At 44.7% G+C, this 20870-nt stretch carries 19 protein-coding genes; 4 read left to right on the top strand and 15 right to left on the bottom strand.

Going from position 1 to position 20870, the window contains the following annotated elements:
- Window positions 1–12: 12 nt before the first annotated feature.
- From AAC978_RS04295 to AAC978_RS04320, 6 genes are all read right to left on the bottom strand, one after another.
- On the bottom strand, window positions 13–3543 hold the full coding sequence (locus tag AAC978_RS04295; protein ID WP_341546776.1) for a DNA polymerase III subunit alpha: 3531 nt from the start codon (window positions 3541–3543) through the stop codon (window positions 13–15).
- Window positions 3544–3771: 228 nt separating this feature from the next.
- Window positions 3772–5085, bottom strand: a complete 1314-nt coding sequence (locus AAC978_RS04300; RefSeq protein ID WP_341546777.1) for a DRTGG domain-containing protein — start codon at window positions 5083–5085, stop codon at window positions 3772–3774.
- A gap of 136 nt (window positions 5086–5221) precedes the next feature.
- The gene (locus AAC978_RS04305) at window positions 5222–5431 is read right to left on the bottom strand and encodes a small, acid-soluble spore protein, alpha/beta type (protein ID WP_341546778.1); all 210 of its coding nucleotides are present in this window, start codon (window positions 5429–5431) and stop codon (window positions 5222–5224) included.
- A 224-nt stretch (window positions 5432–5655) separates the two neighbouring features.
- Window positions 5656–6357, bottom strand: coding sequence for a metal-dependent hydrolase (locus AAC978_RS04310; RefSeq protein WP_341546779.1), 702 nt, complete (start codon window positions 6355–6357; stop codon window positions 5656–5658).
- Window positions 6358–6401: 44 nt separating this feature from the next.
- Window positions 6402–7448 (bottom strand): glycosyltransferase family 4 protein, encoded by a 1047-nt coding sequence (locus tag AAC978_RS04315; RefSeq protein ID WP_341546780.1) that lies wholly within the window; start codon window positions 7446–7448, stop codon window positions 6402–6404.
- Between the two features lie 46 nt (window positions 7449–7494).
- Window positions 7495–7956 (bottom strand): tRNA (cytidine(34)-2'-O)-methyltransferase, encoded by a 462-nt coding sequence (locus tag AAC978_RS04320; RefSeq protein ID WP_341546781.1) that lies wholly within the window; start codon window positions 7954–7956, stop codon window positions 7495–7497.
- Window positions 7957–8289: 333 nt separating this feature from the next.
- Between AAC978_RS04320 and AAC978_RS04325 the strand changes: the two genes are divergently transcribed.
- Window positions 8290–8787, top strand: a complete 498-nt coding sequence (locus tag AAC978_RS04325; RefSeq protein ID WP_341546782.1) for an Lrp/AsnC family transcriptional regulator — start codon at window positions 8290–8292, stop codon at window positions 8785–8787.
- Window positions 8784–9947, top strand: a complete 1164-nt coding sequence (locus tag AAC978_RS04330; RefSeq protein WP_341546783.1) for an aminotransferase class I/II-fold pyridoxal phosphate-dependent enzyme — start codon at window positions 8784–8786, stop codon at window positions 9945–9947. The genes AAC978_RS04325 and AAC978_RS04330 overlap by 4 nt, the downstream gene beginning before the upstream one ends.
- A 113-nt stretch (window positions 9948–10060) precedes the next feature.
- On the opposite strand, the gene queG is transcribed toward AAC978_RS04330, so the two are convergent.
- The 5 genes from queG to AAC978_RS04355 all read right to left on the bottom strand — a co-directional run bounded on the left by queG (window position 10061) and on the right by AAC978_RS04355 (window position 15444).
- Window positions 10061–11011 carry a tRNA epoxyqueuosine(34) reductase QueG gene (gene queG, locus AAC978_RS04335; RefSeq protein ID WP_341546784.1) on the bottom strand — a complete coding sequence of 317 codons (951 nt, stop codon included), beginning with the start codon at window positions 11009–11011 and terminating at the stop codon, window positions 10061–10063.
- A gap of 36 nt (window positions 11012–11047) precedes the next feature.
- On the bottom strand, window positions 11048–11704 hold the full coding sequence (locus AAC978_RS04340; protein WP_341546785.1) for a flavin reductase: 657 nt from the start codon (window positions 11702–11704) through the stop codon (window positions 11048–11050).
- A gap of 66 nt (window positions 11705–11770) precedes the next feature.
- Window positions 11771–13348, bottom strand: coding sequence for a CCA tRNA nucleotidyltransferase (locus AAC978_RS04345; protein ID WP_341546786.1), 1578 nt, complete (start codon window positions 13346–13348; stop codon window positions 11771–11773).
- A 48-nt stretch (window positions 13349–13396) separates the two neighbouring features.
- Window positions 13397–14278 (bottom strand): diacylglycerol/lipid kinase family protein, encoded by an 882-nt coding sequence (locus tag AAC978_RS04350; protein WP_341546787.1) that lies wholly within the window; start codon window positions 14276–14278, stop codon window positions 13397–13399.
- Window positions 14279–14331: 53 nt separating this feature from the next.
- Window positions 14332–15444 carry an aminopeptidase gene (locus AAC978_RS04355; RefSeq protein WP_341546788.1) on the bottom strand — a complete coding sequence of 371 codons (1113 nt, stop codon included), beginning with the start codon at window positions 15442–15444 and terminating at the stop codon, window positions 14332–14334.
- A 46-nt stretch (window positions 15445–15490) separates the two neighbouring features.
- Between AAC978_RS04355 and AAC978_RS04360 the strand changes: the two genes are divergently transcribed.
- On the top strand, window positions 15491–16399 hold the full coding sequence (locus AAC978_RS04360) for an RluA family pseudouridine synthase (protein WP_341546789.1): 909 nt from the start codon (window positions 15491–15493) through the stop codon (window positions 16397–16399).
- Window positions 16400–16430: 31 nt separating this feature from the next.
- On the opposite strand, the gene mscL is transcribed toward AAC978_RS04360, so the two are convergent.
- Window positions 16431–16883, bottom strand: coding sequence for a large conductance mechanosensitive channel protein MscL (gene mscL / locus AAC978_RS04365; protein WP_341546790.1), 453 nt, complete (start codon window positions 16881–16883; stop codon window positions 16431–16433).
- Between the two features lie 191 nt (window positions 16884–17074).
- Between mscL and AAC978_RS04370 the strand changes: the two genes are divergently transcribed.
- Entirely contained in the window at window positions 17075–18013 is a 939-nt protein-coding gene (locus AAC978_RS04370; protein WP_341546791.1) for a class I SAM-dependent methyltransferase, read from the top strand.
- An 18-nt stretch (window positions 18014–18031) separates the two neighbouring features.
- On the opposite strand, the gene AAC978_RS04375 is transcribed toward AAC978_RS04370, so the two are convergent.
- From AAC978_RS04375 to AAC978_RS04385, 3 genes are all read right to left on the bottom strand, one after another.
- Window positions 18032–18889 carry a DegV family protein gene (locus tag AAC978_RS04375; RefSeq protein WP_341546792.1) on the bottom strand — a complete coding sequence of 286 codons (858 nt, stop codon included), beginning with the start codon at window positions 18887–18889 and terminating at the stop codon, window positions 18032–18034.
- Window positions 18890–18980: 91 nt separating this feature from the next.
- Window positions 18981–19856 (bottom strand): GNAT family N-acetyltransferase, encoded by an 876-nt coding sequence (locus AAC978_RS04380; protein ID WP_341546793.1) that lies wholly within the window; start codon window positions 19854–19856, stop codon window positions 18981–18983.
- 28 nt (window positions 19857–19884) lie between these two features.
- Window positions 19885–20787 (bottom strand): DUF2156 domain-containing protein, encoded by a 903-nt coding sequence (locus tag AAC978_RS04385; RefSeq protein ID WP_341546794.1) that lies wholly within the window; start codon window positions 20785–20787, stop codon window positions 19885–19887.
- Window positions 20788–20870: the final 83 nt, after the last annotated feature.

The raw sequence follows: 20870 nt of genomic DNA on the forward strand, positions 1-20870 counted from the left end.
ATCCTATCACTATTACATAGAATTGACTTTCCATGCAACATTTCCTTCTCCTAGTATGTTTGACAAGTCCTGAACTAATTCCTCTATATCCTTTACCCAAAATTCGCGATTTCCTTGTACCAATTTTTTGTCCGCTTCAAAAAAGAAAAGCACTGGGTTAGGGCCGGAGTATTGTTGAAGCACAGGGAAAATCTCCTCGAGAAGAGGGGTTTCCGCAGAGGGAAAGCGCAAATAGAGTTTACGGGAAGGAAGAGGTAAGGTGGGATGCAAATTTTCAGTTTGAGCGGACTGCTTTGAATTAGGCAAGGACTTTCTAGCCGAGAAATCTTTATTACCAAGAGGTTTAGTACGTCCAGCAGCATTCTCAAGGTCCGTGATTCGTTCTGCAAAAATCTTTCTTTCCTCATCCCGGATATTGTATCTTCCCTCAACCACCACAATCTGATCATCTGTCAGCCGCGCACTTTGGGCAAAAATCCTTGGGAATACCAGGACGTCGATTGTTCCGGTCAAATCCTCCAGCACAAAGCTGGCCATCATTTCACCACGTTTAGTCACTGTCGTACGGTAGCCGGTCACGATTCCCCCCAGAATAACCTTCTTTTCTTCATCCCCTTCGAGACAACTCATAATATCCTCAGAGGTAGCATTCTTCAACTTTGGAAGCACACTTTCCAGAGGGTGACCACTGAGATAAAGGCCAAGATACTCCTTTTCCATCGCCAAGAGCTCTTGGGGAGGATACTCTTCTACATCAGGAAGGTCAACCCCTTCATCCACAGAATCACCAAAATCAAATAGTGAAAACTGTCCACTTTCCTTGTCCTTCTGTCGCTGTTGGGCCATTTCTAGGACGGAATCCAGGGCCACTAATCCTTGAGCCCTTTGGCAAATTGAACTAAAGGCTCCAGCTCTTAGCAAGCTTTCCAAGACTCTTTTATTCAACACCTTAGCATCCACTCGAATGCAGAAATCATAAAGTGACGCAAAGGGTCCCTCTTGACGCGCTTCAATAATCTTTTCTACCACATTCACACCCACGTTACGAATGGCTCCTAAGCCAAAGCGAATCCCCTGACCCTCAATACTGAAGCCGACTTGACTGCATTGAACATCGGGCGGCAGAATCTGAATCCCGCTTTGCCGTGCCTCATGGATATAAAAGGACACCTTGTCTGCAGAGTTCATAACCGTACTGATTAACGCCGCGTTGAACTCCAGGGGATAATTTGCTTTCAGATAAGCCGTCTGGTAAGAGATAAAGGCGTACGCTGTAGCGTGGCCCTTGTTAAAGCCATACTCGGCAAATTTTGCCATTAGGTCAAAGATTTCGACCGCTTCTTGTTCAGACAACCCACACTTTAAGGCTCCGGGGATAATCTCTTCTCCGCTCGGGCTTTTTAAACCATAGATAAAGCTTTGCCGCTCTTCTTCCATGATCTCCATTTTCTTCTTCCCCATGGCTCGCCGCAGTAAATCCGCTCGCCCCAGAGAATACCCGGCAAGGTCTCGAGCAATCTGCATGACCTGCTCTTGATAGACAATAACCCCATAGGTGCTCTTTAGGATGGGTTCAAGCATAGGATGAATGTAAGATATCTTTCCCCCATGCTTACGTCGAATAAATTCCGGAATCTGTTCCATCGGTCCGGGGCGGAATAGTGCAACAACAGCGATAATATCTTCAAAACAGGAAGGTTTTAGTTCCTTGAGAACATTGCGCATGCCCCCACTTTCCAACTGAAACACGCCGGTGCTGCTCCCCGTAGAAAGCATTTCATAGGTTGATTGATCATCGAGGGGTAGTTCCTCTAGGTCTATAGTCTCTCCGCAGTTCACCTGAATTTGATGCAATGCCTCTTGAATAATCGTCAAGTTACGCAGTCCCAAAAAGTCCATTTTGAGAAGACCAACCTCTTCTACCGTCTTCATGGGGAACTGAGTCATGGTAAAGCCCCCGTCAGAGGTTCTCTGCAAAGGAATATAGGTATCTAAGGCCTCCTTAGCAATCACTACCCCTGCGGCATGAGTTGAAAAGTGACGAGGCATACCTTCAAGGGCCCGGGCTATATCATAGAGCTTTTTGATCTCCTCATCCTCTTCGACAAGCTTGCCCAAATCAGGGGATACGGTAAGGGCTTTCTCCAGAGTCATCCCTAAATCAGAGGGGATAGCTTTCGCGACCTTATCCACTCTAGCCAAGGGAATGCCCAGCACTCTTCCGACATCGCGAATAGCTGCTTTGGCTCCCATGGTTCCAAAGGTGATGATTTGGCAGACCTTGTCCGCACCATACTTCTCCATCACATAGTGGATGACTCGTTCCCGTCCTTCCGGGTCAAAGTCTATATCGATATCCGGCATGCTCACCCGCTCCGGATTCAAAAATCGTTCGAAAAGCAAATCATGCTGCATGGGTTCTACAGCGGTGATTCGCATAAGGTAGGCCACCATGCTAGCAGCAGCCGAACCCCGACCTGGGCCTACAGCAATACCATTTTGACGGGCATACTGGCAAAAGTCGGCGACAATTAGAAAATAACCAGAAAATCCTGTTTGGGCTATGACACCCAACTCATACTCCAGGCGTTCCGTCTCTTCTGCAGTCTGGTTCGGGTAGAAGCGCGGGAAAGCTTCATAGCATTTTTGTCGCAAATAAGCATCTAAGGTATAGCCTTCAGGCACCTCAAAGTCCGGAAGAAAATGGTCCCCAAACTTAAAATCCACCTGACAGCGCTTAGCGATTTCAGCAGTGTTCGCCAGAATTTCCGGATGTTCACCAAAGAGAAGATTCATTTCCGCTTCGGATTTCAAGAAAAATTCCTCACTAGAAAAACTCATACGGGAGGAATCGGTGAGATTTTTTCCTGTCTGAATACAAATCAGCACATCCTGAATAAAGGCGTCCTCACGGTTAACATAGTGGACGTCATTGGTAGCTACCATGGGGATACCCGTTCTTTTATGTACTTGGAACATTCCCACATTTACACGTTGCTGTTCCTCAAGTCCATGGTCTTGAACCTCTAAGAAAAAGTTCCCTTTTCCGAAAATATCCTCGTATTCCAGAGCACTCTTAATAGCAGTCTCCAATTGATTATTTAGAATATACTCCGATACTTCCCCGGCTAAACAGGCTCCCAAAGCAATAAGTCCCTGACTATGCTTTCTTAAGATATCCTTGTCCACCCGAGGCTTATAGTAAAAGCCGTCCACATGAGCCATTGATACTAATTTAATGAGATTCTTATAGCCTTCCTCATTTTCAGCCAACAGCACAAGATGGCGGTTATTATCATCTCGACCCGGCACCCGCTCGGTCCGCCGATGCGGTGCCACATAGACTTCACAGCCAATGATAGGCTTTATTCCTGCTTTTTTACAGGCCTTATAGAAATCAATGACCCCATACATCACACCGTGATCCGTGATGGCCACAGCCGGCATGCCAAGCTCGGCTGCCTTCTGCACCAATTTCTCGACCCGAGCTGCCCCATCGAGCAAGCTATATTCGGTATGAACATGAAGATGAACAAATGCCACTTTGCAATGCCTCCTCTCGAATGCCATCAACCTAACGCCTCTCGCGCTATAAAATCAGATATCTTTATTTTAAAGCTTTTCCAGTGCGTAGTCCATTAGTTTTCAATAACAAGCTTCTCGAATCTCTCGGACCGTTAATAGTTCATCGATGATAATGCAAAATGTGCTAATCACTGCTGATTAGCACATCTTTATTTTTATATCGGATAAGTTTATGAATTGGATAATTTAAGAAACCTTCTTATCACCCATTCTTGCTGTCATGAGAGCTTTAGCCAAGAGCTGATTATTTGAATATACATCGATTTCAATATTGCAATGCTTCTTAGCAACAAGCAATAATTTAACAGTTATGCGAATTTCGGTCCCAACCGGGATCGGTTGGAGCTGATAAAAGGTGAAGTTCTCCGTAATCGCATCCAAGCGATACTGCTTACGCAATGCAATATATCCGGCCATATTCATCAAGGTCACTAAGACACCCGCACTTGCTGAACCGAACTCATTGATCATGAACCGGGTAATTTCACCCTCAATGGTCAGAAAATCAGGATCTTCAACATAACGGAACCCGCTTAGAATCAAATTATCTACAGTTTCACCGAACTGGGGTTGCTTTTGAATCTGTTGATAAGCTTCCAGCACGTCCTGAAGGCTAATGATACCGATCAGAGCACCTTGATCCACGACGGCAGCAATCTCCCAACCTTCCCAAAGCATGATCCGTGAAATATGAGTGACCGAGTCTTCGCGACCGACCACATAAGGGTTGGGGTTCATAACGTCTACTATAGAAGTATTCATATCCGCACTTGCCACATCAATAGCCGTGAGCATCCCGACCACAATCTTGTTTTCATCAACGATAGGAAAACGGCTGTGACTGGTTTTTTGCGATAGCTCGTGCCAGTCTCCCACGGTACCATCGGTAGTAAGGTAGTTGACATCCTTGACCATGATATCCTCAACCAGAATCAGTTCTTTCTCAATCAAACGATCATAAAGAGCCCGATTGATCATAGTGGTCACAGCAAAAGTATCATAGGGGGACTGAATTATCGCCAAGTGCTTTTCCTTAGCCAACTGGATAATATCATCTTGAGGCTCAAAGCCACCTGTAATGAGTAGAGGAGAACCCATTTGTAAGGCCATCATCTGTGCATCATGACGATTGCCTACGATACATAAGGCATTTTCCTCCAAGTAGCGTTCCATAGCATCTAATTCCATGGCCGCAATCAAGAACTTATTGGGTGAATTATCTAGACTTTCAAAACCACAGAGAACAATTCCTTCGACAATCTGAGAGACTTCACGCAAGGTTAGATCTTCAATGCGCCGCTCCTTTGCTCCTTCAATACGTATGGTTCCAACTTTAGGGATGGAACGGACAAAGCCTTTATTTTCTGCTTCTTTAATTGCCCGATAGGCAGTACCTTCACTCACGTCCAGCTCTTTCGCGATAAAGCGAACAGAGACCTTGCTACCCACAGCAAGTCCTTCAATAAAGCTTAAAATTTGTTGATGTTTCGTCTGACTCAATCGTAACGCTCCCTACTCTTTCAAGCGATTTCAGACTTTATTATACCACAGTTGAAGATCTGAAAGTGATATTACCATTTTATATTGAAAAAATAATTGTCGAAATTGCATCTGTTATATAATGCTTTACTATGCTCTATTCTTCAGATTGATTTGGCAAAGAGCTCGAATCCTTATTTTTCATACGCTGCGTCATGATCCCGCCAATTTTTCCGGCATCCTTCGCCGAGAGGGAATGCCACCCTTTCACACGCACTTGGTCAAGCAAACCCAATTCAGCAGCAATCTCCATCTTCAAATCCTCCAGTAGATCCATTCTTCTCAACTTTATATTTTTCTCCTTCATCAAATCGTCCCCCTACTCATACCTTGGCCATCAAAATAAGCACAGAAATGCTTTCTTTCAATGGGTTGTTGTTTTAAGCGACAGCGACCCTCAAGGTAATAAGAACAATTTGCAGTACAAGGTCTACGTGTCATGTGAATCAACTCCTTTAGTAAAGTTTCTCCTAAACTATAAAAAAAATACCTGCCCAAATGAGCAGGTAACTGTGTAATTAATTTAAGTTCTCAAATCATAAGGGACTCACCCGGCAAAAGAATTTTTCCTTTGCTGGCCGGAAATTTGCGTTGCAGGAGATCGACAAACTCCACCGGGTCCTGTTGGATCAAGGGGAAGGTATTGTAGTGCATAGGAATGACAACCTTTGGCCGCAAAAGGTTTGTAGCATATACAGCTTCCTCTTGCCCCATGGTATAGTTATCCCCGATCGGCAGCATAGCCACTTCCAGAGGGTGTCGACGTCCAATCAACTCCATATCACCGAATAAACCCGTATCCCCCGCATGATAAAGCCACTTTCCCTCTATTTGAATCAAAAATCCGCAGGCTACGCCTGCATAAGTATAGGATTCCTCTTCCTCACGCGGCTCGAACACAGACCCGTGAAGAGCTTGCGTCAAACGGACCGTACCGAAATTGAAGGTATGTTTACCGCCAATATGCATAGCATGGGTGTTGGTTCCATACCTTGCACACAAACGTGCCAGTTCAAACACCCCAATGATGGGAGCCCCGGTTTTTCGGGAAATCTCGATGGCATCACCTAAGTGATCGGCGTGGCCATGGGTAACTAAAATACCATCCAACTGGGTGAAATCTTCAGGTCCGAGATCTGTAGTAGGGTTGTCTCTAAGAAAAGGATCGATAAGAATTCTTCCTTGTTCACCTATGATTTCAAAACAAGCGTGACCATGAAAACGAATTTCCATTCAATCAGCTCCTTAAGATATAGTATTGGCAAACTGCAAACCCTTTATTTACTATGTCTTCGACTCATAGCCGTGAGCACTGTAGCGCGACGCATTAAAATTATTAGAAGTAAAGCAAAATCAGCAATTAAAAAGGCTGCAGCTAAAATCCAAGATCCCAAAGCACCTAATACTGCCGCAATGCCAAAGCATCCGCTCATGCCATAAAGCAGTAGAACCGCTTGACGTTGACTCAGACCCGCATCCAACAACCGATGATGGAGATGCCCTCGATCAGCTTTAGCTATCGAAAGTCCCCTCACCTTTCTGCGAATGATAGCGAAGGTCATATCCGTAAGGGGCATTCCCAAAACAAGCAACGGAAAAACCAAGCCTAAAATAGTCGCAGTTTTTAATAGACCCATGATGGAGATTCCACCAATAATATACCCTAAAAACATACTCCCCGAATCACCCATAAATACACGTGCCGGATGAAAATTGAAAAACAAAAATCCTAAAGCTGCGCCGGCCAAGGCTAGAGTTAGATGGGCTTCCGTAAATTCATTGATGCGAAACGCGGACCAACAGAGCAATAGGGCCGCTTCAAAACAAATCCCCGCCGCCAAACCATCTAGGCCGTCGGAGATATTCACAGTATTGACTAGCCCAACGATCCAAATCACCACAAGAACTAGGCCAAGCCAGCCTAAACCTATGGCTGCAAAATCTAAGGGTTTATCCATGAAGGGAAGGGAAATCTTGTTCATAGAGAAACCAAAGAAAAGCAGCACAGCAGCTGCTACAATCTGCCAGACCAGTTTTACTAAGGGTCGCAAATTAAATATATCATCAACTACTCCGACCAGCATAATGATGGTGCTGCCGAAAAACAGGCCCCAAATTCCTCGATCCCAATTCCCCATAAAAATAACCGCAACCCAAAAAGCCGCATAGATGGCAATCCCTCCAATGCGGGGAACCGGCGTTTTATGTACACGACGACCGCCCGGATAGTCGATAGCACCCCAGAGTTGTCCTAGCTTCATCGATAGTGGAGTAGCAAAAATTGCCACGATTAAGGCGATAGCAAATGTCAAAATAAAAGTCATTTCTTTTCCTCCAGCATATCAGTAGGGGTATTCCCATCCATCTTATTTAAACAAGTCCTGGGTTACCCCACTGACGTAATGCTTCATAAACCACAACCGCCACGGAATTGGAAAGATTTAAGGACCTTGCCTCCTCACGCATGGGCAAACGAATTGTTCCTTCAGGATAGCGCTCCAGAATCTCTGGAGCTAATCCTTTTGTTTCTTTACCAAAAAGGAAGTAACCGCCTTGCTCGTATTGGACCTCAGTATGCAAGCGTTCAGCCTTCGTCGTCGCTAAGTAACGAGGACCATCCGGATTCTTTTCCTCAAATTCTGCATAGTTTTCATACAAGCGAATATCTAACAAGTGCCAATAATCTAAGCCGGCTCGTTTTAAATGCTTATCGGATATCTCAAAGCCCAAAGGCTTAACTAAATGCAAGGTTGCTCCTGTGGCAGCACAAAGTCTTGCTACATTTCCAGTATTGGGCGGAATTTCAGGCTCGACAAGAACAATATTAAGCATGAATCTACATTTCCTTTCACGATGCGATTAAATCATCATTCTATTATACCCTAAATCTTAAAAATGCCCAAGATTGTCTCACCAAAAAGTGCAAAGAAATCAACGCATCGTCACTAAATCCGCTCTGTTGATCCCATTATTCTTCAGTCGACTGAAAGCTGTCTAGTAGGACATTAACATCGTTGTCCTTTCGTGATATTATAGTTTTATTCTCTAAATAAGGGCTTACACTTTTATCACCATCTCATATAGACCAATTCGCATTATTTCCATCTTGTTATATCACAGAATACTGTGATATGATGGGTAAAAATTGTAGAAAGGAGTTTGCTCATGCTTACAAATGATGAACAAAAGCTTCTCGAACTGATCGCTACAGATTTTCGTATGTCCTCTGATGAACTATCTATTCAAACAGGCTTGTCTAAGGAATTTATCGAAGAGCGTATTAAACAGTGGGAAGAAGAGAAGATTATTGCTCAATATTGCCCACTTATAAATTGGGAACGAACCGGCGAACCGATGGTTACTGCCTTAATTGATGTTAAAGTCCTTCCTCAACGCGGTTATGGATTTGACAAAGTGGCCCGCCGTCTTCAAAAATTTCCTGAGATCAAGGCTGTCTACCTAATGTCGGGTGGTTATGATCTCTCCTTATTGATTGAAGGCAAAACCATGCAAGAAGTTGCTTTATTTGTAGCAGAAAAACTTGCTCCACTTGAGCATGTTACCGATACAACCACACATTTCATTCTGAGGCGCTATAAGCAGAATGGGGTAGAACTGCTTGGAGAAGAAGATATTCCTGAGAGGCTGGTGATATCTCCGTGAACCAGTATCTTTCACCAATTGCTGCAAGTCTACCACCCTCAGGGATCCGCAGATTCTTTGATCTTGCCTCTACCATGAAGAATGTTATCTCCCTCGGCGTAGGCGAACCAGATTTTGTCACTCCTTGGACTGTGCGTGAAAGCGGCATTTTCTCCTTAGAGCAAGGACAAACTATGTATACAAGCAATTCAGGCCTTATCGAGTTACGTCAAGCTCTCTCTTGGAATATGGGAAAAAAATTGGGACTTGAGTATAATCCTAAAAACGAAATCCTCGTGACTGTAGGCGCTAGCGAGGCTGTGGATTTAGCCATGCGTGCCCTTCTCGGTCCTGGAGATGCCGCTTTAATTCCCGACCCAGCCTATGTTTCCTATGGCCCTTGTGCCGCCTTAGCTGGTGCCGAGGTTCATTACGTTCCGACACGGGCTGAAGAAGATTTCCGTCTTCGTGTTGAGGATTTAGAACGAGCATATACTCCCAATACCAAGGTACTAGTGCTTTCTTATCCGAATAATCCTACCGGAGCAATCATGACTTGGGAAGATTATCAACCCATTGCTAAGTTTGTCCAAGATCATGATTTGATTGTCTTAGCCGATGAGATATATTCCGATTTGACCTATAGCGGTAATCATACCGCTTTCGCCAGTTTACCCAATATGCGCAACCGTACATTGCATATCAATGGCTTTTCCAAATCTTACGCCATGACTGGCTGGCGAATCGGCTATGTAGCCGGACATCCTGACATTATTCAAGCCATGACCCGAATCCACCAATACACCATGCTATGTGCCCCCATCACTGCCCAAGTGGCAGCCTTGGAAGCGCTACGCTCGGCCGAGCAATCCATGCAAGATATGGTAGCGACCTATGACCGTCGTCGTCGCTTGATGGTCCATGGCTTTCGCAAAATAGGCCTATCCTGCTTCGAACCTCTAGGCGCCTTCTATACCTTCCCCAGCATCAAGGCTACAGGATTGACTTCCGAAGAATTTGCCGAGGAGCTTTTACGGGAAGAAAAAGTGGCTGTGGTTCCCGGTAATGCTTTTGGTCCTTCAGGAGAAGGCCATATCCGTTGTTCCTACGCCTACTCTACAGAGCAAATCCAGGAAGCATTGAACCGAATGGAGCGATTTGTAAGTAAACGGATCAAGTAGCGCAAAATGGTGTGTACAGGCTAAATCTAGCGTATATCTAGCTTTATGCAGTATCTGAAACATAATCTAACGAAAACGCTGAGGTGCCCTTGAACAGATAGTTCTTGGCTGCCTCAGCGTTTTATCATATTAAGATTCTGTAGGGCCAGATGGGCATTGCGCTGCAGAATTCCTTTTCCTCTCCATCCAGCCGCACTATTTTTCCACTGTCGCATGAACTGGCTTTTCGTCAGGTGTTGAGTATCCCAGAGATCCACACCTCTCGTATCCACTATGCCTTCCCCAGCGTTTTCTAACTCCTCTTCCATATCAAGGCGATTTCGGTTATGAGGGCAAGCCTCTTGGCAGGTATCGCAACCGAAGATGCGATTGCCGATGGAAGACTGTTGTGACTCAGATAAACATTCCTTGCTTTGAGTTAGATAGGAGATGCAGCGGCTCGCTTGAAAACGAGCCTGCCCCAGAATCTGTGCGGGGCAGGCTTGGACACAACGTGTACATTCTCCGCATCGACTTTCCATAGGCTCATCAGATGGAAGTGCCTGATCCAAAAGTATTAATGCTAAGACAACAAAGGAACCTACTCCTGGGATAATCAACTGTTGATTCTTGCCGATCCAGCCCAAACCGGCCCTTTTTGCGAAAGCTCGTTCATTTAAGGGTCCCGTATCCACTTGGATCAATGGTCCTTGCCCTGGCCAACCCGCTGTGGTAATAGAGCTGATAAGTGAATCTAAAGCCTTTCGCACAAGTCTGTGATAATCTTCCCCCACCGCAGAACGAGCAAGCACGCCTTCGCCTTCACGAGGTTTAACTGATAAGGGCAAAGGATAAGCCAAGGCCACTACTGTTTCACATAGAGGCCAAGTAGCTTTGGGATCAACTCTCTTTTGGAGGTCTTTGTCTTCAAAGGAGAGTTGATACCCTAATCCGATACGCTCTTCCAAATATTCCTTCAAACCTTCAAGATGGGCACCACTTGTAAAGCCAATCGCTGAAAATCCCGACTGGTACGCTAATTCCTTTATGCGTTGCTTCCAGCTGTTTGCCTCAGCAGGCTCCATCGCTGTGCCCCCCTCCCTATTACTCACTGCTAACTTCTACTTAGTTGCCCGATAATAAGCATAAGTCATCGGCTCGGCCTTTTGACGAACCTCACCAGCCTTAACTTCCCCAAGGAATAATGTATGGGTCCCAGCATCCAGTTCACCGATAACTTCCGCCTCCACGGTGGCAATCACATCATCCAGAAGAAGAATTCCTGATTCCCCACGGTGTACGTTAGGTATATCGGCAAACTTTTCTATATTCCGTCCCGATCGGAAGCCGAACAGTCTTACATAGTCATGTCCCTGTTGATTTAAAACAGATACTCCGAATTTACCACTTTGGGTAATTAACTCATGGGTATAGTTATTTTTGTTGATGCCGATGGCGATTCGTGGAGGCTCCGCTGTGATTTGAAAGCAAGTATTAGCACACTGACCATTGTCCACTCCGTCATGATGAGCAGATATAATATACAATCCATAAGAGATAGCATAAAGTGACTGAATTATAGCTGTCTCTCGATCCATCGGTTCAACAACTGATGTACCATCTTTAGGCTCTTGCACAGCCTTATTATCTTTTTGCTCAGACACTTCCTGAATCCTCTCAAACTGTTCAGGCCCAACTCCACAGATTGGGCAAACCTCAGGGGGGTTCTCTCCTTCATGAATGTAGCCACAGACCAAGCATTTCCATTTTGCACTCATCACTTACACCTCTTTCAATTCTTTTGAGTTGAGTAGATATATTAATTATATATTACCATTAATCAGTCAACATTTTTTGTCCCTGCCTCGAAAGTGCTTATACTCCCTCTCCAGATATTCCTGATTAAGTAGAATCTCTTCCTCACTTACCACAAGGGACCTTCGCAGGGTTTCCTTAAAGTCCCCCCATTGCCTACCCTCGATATTATGGTCACGGGCGAATTTCACCAGTTCGTCCCAATCTAGCTCTTCATTTCGCTTTTGGACAGCTAAGTTAACAGCCCGAAGCTCTTCGATAAGCCGATCGAAGATTTCTTCCTCCCCAATCTCCCGTCTCTTCCCCCCATAAAAATCTGCCCGCCATAGAGATAAGAGTAGGTCGACTCTTTTTAAGTTGTAAGTTCGCCCATCCCATCCTTTATCCCAGACAAAGCTTCTCATCTTGTGGTGGAGATGTATACCGCTTCCTTCACCCCGGAGTTCAGAAAAAAAACTTTGGGTGCCACTCATATGGTTTTCCACAAGCCATATGAGATCCTTTTCTCCGCCCTCTCCTTCTCTGCCCAAAACCATGGAAAAACGAAAACGGGATAAGATTTGTTGACTTAGTTGACCGCTCTCTTTTTCGTGACCAAGAAAATGGCGTTTCCCACCCTGAAGCCATTGGAAATCACTGCGTTGAGATGGATCCCTGTGAATCTTTTTCACTTGAATTTTTTGAGGATAATGATCCAAACGTGCCCCGTGAACCTCAACAAACTCATCGTTATAGCGATGCAGTTGCCGCCCAAGAATTTGAAACTCACCAATAAAATATCCCTTGTCTTCAGCCCTGCACCTTCCCCAGACATAACATTCTCGACTAGCAACCTCCCATTTCCCAAGATCATGAAAGATTCCGGCTAAGCGTAAGATGAGCTGTGGCGGGGTGTTCTTGGTCACCTGCAAAGTATGCTCCCAGGCATCCTTGAGATGGTAGCGATTCTGGGCTAAACCCTTCAGACGAGCCAGCTCCGGTAAGAACACATCTACAAAACCTAGTTCATCTAGCAAGCGTAATCCCGCTATAGGATCATCTAGGGTTAGGATTCGACTGAGCTCCTCGGAGGTTCGTTCAGAAGCTACCTCCTTTAGATCGCTCAAAAGGCTGCGAGCAGCCGCAAAGGTTTTTCCCTCTATTTCCATGCCATATTTGACACTGAAACGAACCATGCGAAGGATGCGAATCGGATCCTCCTTAAAGCGTTCTTGTGGATTACCACAAGCTCTAAGGACTTTTTTTTCGAGATCTGATTTACCGTCCAGAGGATCAATGATCTCTCCGGTTCGGGCATCTAGGAAAATAGCATTGATAGTGAAGTCCCTGCGCAGGGCATCAGCTATCAAGTCCCCATCATAAGGGTTAAAATCAACCCGCTCTCCTTGCTGAAATACACTAAGGGTCTGATGCTTAGCCCCAATTGTTATGGGGTGATAATCCCATTCCCGCAAGTGCTTCTCAAGCTCTGCCAAAGATATCTCAACGATACCATCAATATCCTTACTGGGCTGATTCAATAGCTGGTCCCGTACCGTCCCTCCCACCAAATAGAAGGGGGATATGGCGCTAACCATTTTAATCAGTTCTTCAATGAAGTTGTCCATCCCTCTCCCCCTTTTCGCCTAAAAATCAAAAAGGACCTAGCGGTCCCTTTAGCAAAGCACGGTAAGCTTTGGACCCATCTTAATCTCCCATGGACTATCCGGTCCCCACTCCCCATCTAAATCCGAAAGAACTGGCCGCTCGGTATAAACCTTTAAATTAGACGTTTGAAATTGAACAATTTGCTCACTGGCTACTTTTCCTCCACCAACCAAATGCAGGAGCATGCGCATGGTATCCGGCCAACCGCTATCACGAACGATAATAATATCTAATTTCCCGTCGATAATTGATGCCTTCGGAACCAACTGTTTGAACCCACCCACGGATATCCCATTGACAGCCAGCAGTAGCATGGCCTCCACACTATAGGACTTACCTTCTAATTCATACTCAACCTTGAAGGGGCGATAGGTGGGTAGGGTTTCAATTCCCTTGAGATAATAGGCCAGTTGACCCAACCGATTCTTGATATGAACATCAACCTTTGGTGATACATCAGTCAGCAAACCAGCGCTAAAGACGTTGATAAAATATCGATCATTGGCTTGACCAAGGTCAATGTCAAGGGTCGAGCCTTGAACGATGACTTCACAGGCAGTAGATATTTTTTTTGGCAGACGCAATCCATAGGCTATATCGTTCGCAGTGCCCACAGGTAGAATACCCAAGATGGGACGCTGTTGGGCGGGGATCTTCATCAAACCATTAACAGCCTGATGAATACTGCCATCTCCCCCAGCTACGACCAAGCATTCCACATCCATAGCTTGTGAGGCGACATATTCAATATCCATAGGCGATTTCGTCCGATGAACAGAGACCTCATATCCCCCTTCTTGGAAGATGCGAATAGCCGTATCTAACTCGTTAATAAGACGGCGGCGACCCGAATAAGGATTGTAAACTAATCGAAGTTTCTTGCTGTTCACTATACATATCTCCTTTGGTAACGCTGAAGCCCACCAATGGGTGACGCTATAAATTACTTCAGATTCTCCGGGTTGAGGCCTTGTAATTCAGTAACCATAAAACGTCCATCTTTACGCACCAGGACATCATCAAAATATATTTCTCCGCCACCATATTCCGGACGCTGAATGCACACCAGATCCCAATGAACCGCAGACTTATTGCCGTTATTACAATCATCATAGCAATTTCCGGGTGTGAAGTGGAAGCTTCCGTCAATCTTCTCATCAAAAAGAGTATCTTTCATAGGGTGGAGGATATGGGGGTTGACTCCAATGGCAAACTCACCAATATAACGAGCCCCCTCATCTGTGTTAAAAATTTCTTCAATCCGCTCAGTGTCATTAGCCGTCGCTTTAATGACTTTTCCCTCTTTAAATTCTAAAACTATGTTCTCATAGGTAAAGCCTTGGTACAAAGCGGCTGTATTGTAAGAAATCACACCATTGACTGAATTCCTAAGGGGTGCAGTATATACTTCCCCATCAGGGATATTCAGATGCCCATCACATTTAATAGCTTTCATGCCTTTAATCGAGAAGGTCAGATCCGTACCGGGTCCGGTAATCCGCACTTTATCAGTACGCTCCATGAGTTCAACCAAGGGGCCCATGGCTGCGGACATCTTGGCATAATCCAGATTACAGACCTTGAAGTAGAAATCTTCAAAGGCTTCAATGCTCGTATTGGCCAGTTGAGCCATGGAAGCATTTGGATAGCGCATAACCACCCATTTTGTATGAGATACGCGTTGGTCCGTGACGGTTCTTAAGTATTCCTTTTGATAAATACTCATCTTCTCCCCCGCCACATCGGCAAGCTCATTGGCATTTTCCGTCGCACGAAGTCCGACGAAGGCATCCATTTCTTTCATGCGAGCGAGATCCCATTTTGCCCATGCCCGGGCCTGTTCTTCGGTCATTCCTTTTAAAAGTTCGCGCAATAAGGTATGATTGTTAACAGATAAAAAGGGAACCCCGCCGGCTTCATAGGCATACCGAACTAAGGCTTGAGCCAAGGGAACCTCTAAACCATTAACTTCTATCAGGACTTTTTCCCCCGGCTTTAGTTCAACTGCATAATTGATGATTGAATCAGCTAATTTTTCAATTCGTGGATCTTTCAAATTCAAATCCTTCTTCCTCTGTAGACTTTTTTAAGGAGTAGCATTTATGGAACAACAAACTGACCTGTGGACATACACCCTTCAACCTCAAGATGAGGGAATAAAATATCAAGAAATACTTTACCGCCGCTTTCACTTTTCCCGAAGGCTCCTTCAAAAGCTTAAGCAATCAGAACGAGTCTGGGTGGATGGACTATTTACCTTTTTGACCGCTCGAGGCAAAGCTGGCGAGACCTTAGCGATCCAGTTACAAACCCCTGAGACCAATAGCTTTCCCGGTGAAGATCTCCCCCTGGAGATTCTTTTCGAGGATGATTATTTTTTAGCTGTCAATAAACCTGCCGGGCAGGTTGTGCATCCTAATCCACGCTATCCTTCGGGAACCATCGGCAATGCCGTGGTCGGCTATTGGTTGACCAAAGGTGAATCTCGGCCCTTTCGGCCCATTCATCGTATCGATCGCAATACTTCCGGGGTCGTTGTGGTCGCAAAAAATCAGTTTGCCCACCAGCAAATGTTCTGGCAACATAATCATCAACGCATTCACAAACGCTACCTGGGTATCGTCGAAGGACTGATTAAGGAAGATGAGGGCACGATTAATGCTCCCATCGGCCATACACCGGGAAGTTATCTTGTCAGACAAGTTTCCCCAGAAGGAGTACCTGCTGTCACCCACTACCGAGTCCTCAAACGTTATGCGGACGCCACCCTCTTAGAATTTGTTCTCGAGACTGGGCGCACCCATCAGATCCGCGTCCATTGTCAACATCTTGGCCATCCTCTCATCGGTGATGATTTTTATGGAGGGAATTTTGCACGCATAGACCGACAAGCGCTCCACGCCTTTATTTATGAATTCAATCACCCCGTGTCAGGAGAGCTCCTGACCATCCGTGCTCCCTTACCTGAGGACCTACGCTTGCTTCTGCGTAGTTTCGTTGCAAAGGCATAATTCTTTTCCATGGTGCGTAAAGCGCCATGGATTATTTTTTTTCTAACACTGAAGTACAATGAGGGCAACGGGTCGCCTCTTTATGTATTTCCACAAAACAATAATCGCAAAGCTTTGTCGTCGCTTCTTGTACAGCCTCTTCTTTGACTTCCTTCTTTTTTGTAAAACGATTAATCTGCTTGATAACGATAAAGATCGTGAAAGCCACAATCAAAAAGTCAAGGATATTGTTGATGAATAATCCATAATTAAGCGTGGGCACTTTAGCAGCTTGAGCAGCGGCAATGGTCAGAAATTCTCCTTCGCCTAAAGTAATAAATCGATTCGAAAAATCCACTTGACCCAAGAGCAGTCCAACGAGAGGCATAATGACGTCATTAACTAAAGAAGTGACAATTTTTCCGAAAGCACCGCCGATAATAACACCTATCGCTAAATCAATAACATTTCCCTTCATGGCAAACTCTTTAAATTCTTTCCACATTATTCTCAAACTCCATTTCTTTTTAGTTTATTGGTCACAATTTTTTCAAGTAGATTCTACCCTAAAGTTACATTTCTTGCTACACCTTATATAAGCTTCCGAATAGAACTCTACTGAATATACTACCATAGATGTGGTATATTTTTCCACTTAGTAGTAATTCCCTTCGTAAAGGAGAAAGGAAGGGTTCCATGGAAGAAATCAGCGAGGCCGTTAACCAGATTAAGACCGTCGAGCAGATGAATTACTTTGAACTGTTAGCTTGGTTAGGTATTGGAAGCTCTCACCCTGGAGGATTTCCCACTACCGTGAAAAATCTAGAAGTCATGGAAGTCAAACCCGAAGATATTATTCTCGATGCTGGGTGTGGCAGCGGCTTGACTGCTTGCCACTTAGCAAAGCAGCGTGGTTGCAGAGTTATTGGTATTGATCTCAATCCCCAAATGATTGAAAAGGCTCGCCAGAGAGCAATTCACGAAAAAGTAACAGATTTAGTAGAATTTCAGATTGCTGACGCTTACCAACTACCCTACCCCGCCAACCATTTTGATTGGGTCATGTGTGAATCGATTACCGTGTTCTTAGATAAAGAAAAAGCCTATCGGGAGTTCTTCCGAGTCTTGAAGCCGGAAGGAAGAATAGCCGATCTTGAAATGTCCTTACTGCATGAGCTGCCAGATCAGCTCCATTCTCAGCTAGAATTATGTTATGGAAAAGGTACTAATCCACTATCCTATGACGATTGGTGCAAAGTAGCATCTGAAGTGGGTTTTGCAGACGTCGAAATCAGAAATCCCCAGACCTTGCTCAATACCAATAGCAACTTAATCTTCAATGAACTAAAAAAGGATTTCATGCTCATTAAGGATCTTGTACAGAAGGTCTCAAATCATCCGGGCTTATATACGCGTCTCCAGCAAAACGCTAACTTCATGAAGCACTATAAGGGCTACTTTGGTTTCGGCATGGTCTACGGTCGAAAGCCAACTCCCCCACCACAGCCTAAGAAACCCACTTTACCTGGAACCCTCGCCACTTCTGTGCAATGTGTCCTAGGACGCACTGTGCTGACGGTAGGTAGTATTAGAGAAAAAATCCTGCTTCCGCTATCTAAGCATCTCCGTCAATAAGTATTAGAACTGGGCTTTTTAACGCATATCTTTTTCCGTGTAATAAACTATCCCAATAGCCCCGGGACCTACGTGAAGTCCAATAACTGGACCTATCGGAATGACCTTCACCTGGGTTGCTACCTTTTCCTTGATCTTCTTTACTAATGCCTGAGCCTCATCAAGACAATTAATATGATGAACAGCAATCTCTCCCAGCCCATACTTGCTGATATCTTCTAACATCTTATTAATCATAGCCAGAATAGCCTTTTCTTTATGTCGCACTTTTGTCAATACCACAACCTTCCCCTCTTCTACAGTGAGGATGGGTATAATCTTAAACAGGTTGCCGATTAAGGCACTAGCCCCACCGATCCGTCCGCCTTTTTTAAGATAATCTAGATTGTCAGGGATAAACAAGAAACGGCTGCGTTTTATGTTCTCAAGTACGATTTCCTTCACTTCAGCAAGGGCTTTTTGCGCTTGAGCAGCCCGCGCTCCCTGCAACGCAGCAAATCCCAGCTGCATGGAGTTGGAACGAGCATCAATGATTTCGATTTGAGCCTCAGGGTACTTTTCCATGACCATTTCTTTCGCCAAGAGTGCCGTAGAATATGTCCCACTCATATCCGATGATAAGAAGATTCCACACAAAGGATCTCCTTGGGACACCACTTTCTCCATCTCTTGATAAAATTCCCCGATCGAAGGTTGTGAAGAGCTCGGGATCCCCTCTTTCTCCATCATTTGATAGAAGTCTTCGTTGGTCACATCGATCTCCCGCATCGATTGCTCTCCAAATGAGATATTCAATGACACCCGTCTGATATCCAATTCTTTTCTGAGATCATTGTCAATATAACTTGTACTATCAGTCAATATGCGGACCGTCATTTTCTCATCTCCACTTCTTTTATTTGTGTTTCTTTCATTTTACTATAGAACGAAGAAATAATTAATAACCCGTCAAAAGACGGGTTTTAAACTAATCAAAGGCTAAACCGAGATACCCCGTTTTTCCGAGCAGTTCGGCGTTGCTTGTAGTTAACATACCAAAGGGACGGATCTGACCTCCCATCGTCATACTACCCGCTGGAGTTCGCATGATAAATTCTTTAGCGGCAATCTTTTGCGCTAAAGCACCCAATCCCTCAGGGATAAGGTTTGCTGAGAGTATAAGCTCCTTGATCAGAACTCTCTTCTCATCCATTCGCTCGACAGCAGCGCACCCCTGGGTCCCATTAAAATTGAGCTCATAGATATCCTCACCGGAAAGCTGGGATACTCTCTTCTGATAAGCAATCTCCTCTTCACCATAAGCGATATAGATACTTCCTTGGAGAAGCTGGTTGCGAATTCGGTTATAGACCAGAGAGGTCGTTGGCCGGACAGAACAAGGGAATCCCGGCTCAGAAGAAGCTCTCATTTCTTCTGCACTCAGCACAGTCTCCTGAACAGCAAATCCCACTTGATACCCTTGCTGGGCATAGAATTTAAACAGATGAGCCTCTGCTGGGACGAGAACACATAGTTCCACTTGCCGGTCCTGTAAGTAATTTTTTGCCCAACCCATGAGTTCAGTAGCAATACCTTGGTGCTGGTAATCAGGATGGGTGGCTATGGCATAGAGCATAGCTCCATCGATCTTTATTCCTTTAGAAATGCCATCGACCCACTGGATAGGAATCATGGTCAGCATAGCAGCGATAGAATTATCCTGCAGATAAACAGCCGTTTGTTCAGCTTTAAAGCGATGAGTAAAGTAAAAGTCAATAAAGGAATCCGTGTCCCCAAAACAACGCTGCCATATTTCTTTAAGCCGGACTATGTCCTCAGAGTAAGCCAGCCGTATTTTTTTCATAGATATTCTCCGTTGCTTGAACTGATCCTTAATCAAAATACCTAGCTAGGTATTTTTCTTCCATTTTATCCGGATGGTAGGATAGCTTGGCTTTGCGCAAGCCTTCATAACCCATATCCTCTTCCCGATTCACATAGGCAATATCCGGATAGGTTTCAACAATCCACTTTACAAACTCACGGTTGATGATTTGATAGGCTCCTTGTATTTCGCTAAAGGCCTTCTCCACATGGACGATATAGGTATCAGAATTTAAGCGTTCCCCCATGGTAAAAGCAACAATTTTACCATCGACACGGATGATTCCCCCTTCAAGCTCCAAGGCCGTAAAGTAATCAAAATCTTTCTTTACCGCACAATATTCAGCTCTTAGTTGTTCGTCATCCTTACAATTGTTTCTCCGGCACCATTCTAAGTTCATTTTCCAGCACTCAGCGAGATTGTCCGGAGTAAGTAATTCAAAGGACCAATTATTGTTAGCCTGAAATCGATTAATATGGTTCCGTTTGGCTTGAAGCTTTCTTCCGGCCAAAGTCGCCAGCTTCTCAGCTAGATAGACATAATCAAAACTATCCCGCATATCCTGATATTCGAAGTGTTCAGGATACAATGCTTTCATAGTCGTCATATTCTCCACAGAAATCCCTAGAACAATGAACTCGTGGTGATTCTCTTCAGCATCTCTTTTCATCTCCGCCAGAACCGGCTGCACATCTCCTGTTCCTGCGGGATAAAAATAGTATGAAGGTTCACCGTCGATTTGCCCTTTAACAACAAGAAACTCATTGACCTTGGCCACTTGGTAATTGTACATATCTGACCAAGAAAAGATATTTGTATAATTTTGATGTCCACCACTTAAATTTGATGCTTTAAGCAATGGTTTTACCCACTCTTGATCACTGATTTCTACTTTTTTAAAGTTAATCATTTCTTTCCACCTTATTGTACTGCGTTTTTAAAATTATCCTAAGCATGATATTATTATTCTAAAGGAACAACTTGGTAATGTCT

This window comes from Desulfitobacterium sp. THU1, from assembly GCF_038181555.1.
GTDB lineage: Bacteria > Bacillota > Desulfitobacteriia > Desulfitobacteriales > Desulfitobacteriaceae > Desulfitobacterium.

What these genes read in the sequence shown, in the direction of transcription:
- AAC978_RS04305 (WP_341546778.1), bottom strand. Translation starts at nt 5,431, where the DNA reads ATGAAGGAGAAAAATATAAAGTTGAGAAGAATGGATCTACTGGAGGAT.
- AAC978_RS04310 (WP_341546779.1), bottom strand. Translation starts at nt 6,357, where the DNA reads ATGGAAATTCGTTTTCATGGTCACGCTTGTTTTGAAATCATAGGTGAA.
- AAC978_RS04315 (WP_341546780.1), bottom strand. Translation starts at nt 7,448, where the DNA reads ATGACTTTTATTTTGACATTTGCTATCGCCTTAATCGTGGCAATTTTT.
- AAC978_RS04320 (WP_341546781.1), bottom strand. Translation starts at nt 7,956, where the DNA reads ATGCTTAATATTGTTCTTGTCGAGCCTGAAATTCCGCCCAATACTGGA.
- AAC978_RS04325 (WP_341546782.1), top strand. Translation starts at nt 8,290, where the DNA reads ATGCTTACAAATGATGAACAAAAGCTTCTCGAACTGATCGCTACAGAT.
- queG (WP_341546784.1), bottom strand. Translation starts at nt 11,011, where the DNA reads ATGGAGCCTGCTGAGGCAAACAGCTGGAAGCAACGCATAAAGGAATTA.
- AAC978_RS04340 (WP_341546785.1), bottom strand. Translation starts at nt 11,704, where the DNA reads ATGAGTGCAAAATGGAAATGCTTGGTCTGTGGCTACATTCATGAAGGA.
- AAC978_RS04345 (WP_341546786.1), bottom strand. Translation starts at nt 13,348, where the DNA reads ATGGACAACTTCATTGAAGAACTGATTAAAATGGTTAGCGCCATATCC.
- AAC978_RS04360 (WP_341546789.1), top strand. Translation starts at nt 15,491, where the DNA reads ATGGAACAACAAACTGACCTGTGGACATACACCCTTCAACCTCAAGAT.
- mscL (WP_341546790.1), bottom strand. Translation starts at nt 16,883, where the DNA reads ATGTGGAAAGAATTTAAAGAGTTTGCCATGAAGGGAAATGTTATTGAT.
- AAC978_RS04370 (WP_341546791.1), top strand. Translation starts at nt 17,075, where the DNA reads ATGGAAGAAATCAGCGAGGCCGTTAACCAGATTAAGACCGTCGAGCAG.
- AAC978_RS04375 (WP_341546792.1), bottom strand. Translation starts at nt 18,889, where the DNA reads ATGACGGTCCGCATATTGACTGATAGTACAAGTTATATTGACAATGAT.
- AAC978_RS04380 (WP_341546793.1), bottom strand. Translation starts at nt 19,856, where the DNA reads ATGAAAAAAATACGGCTGGCTTACTCTGAGGACATAGTCCGGCTTAAA.
- AAC978_RS04385 (WP_341546794.1), bottom strand. Translation starts at nt 20,787, where the DNA reads ATGATTAACTTTAAAAAAGTAGAAATCAGTGATCAAGAGTGGGTAAAA.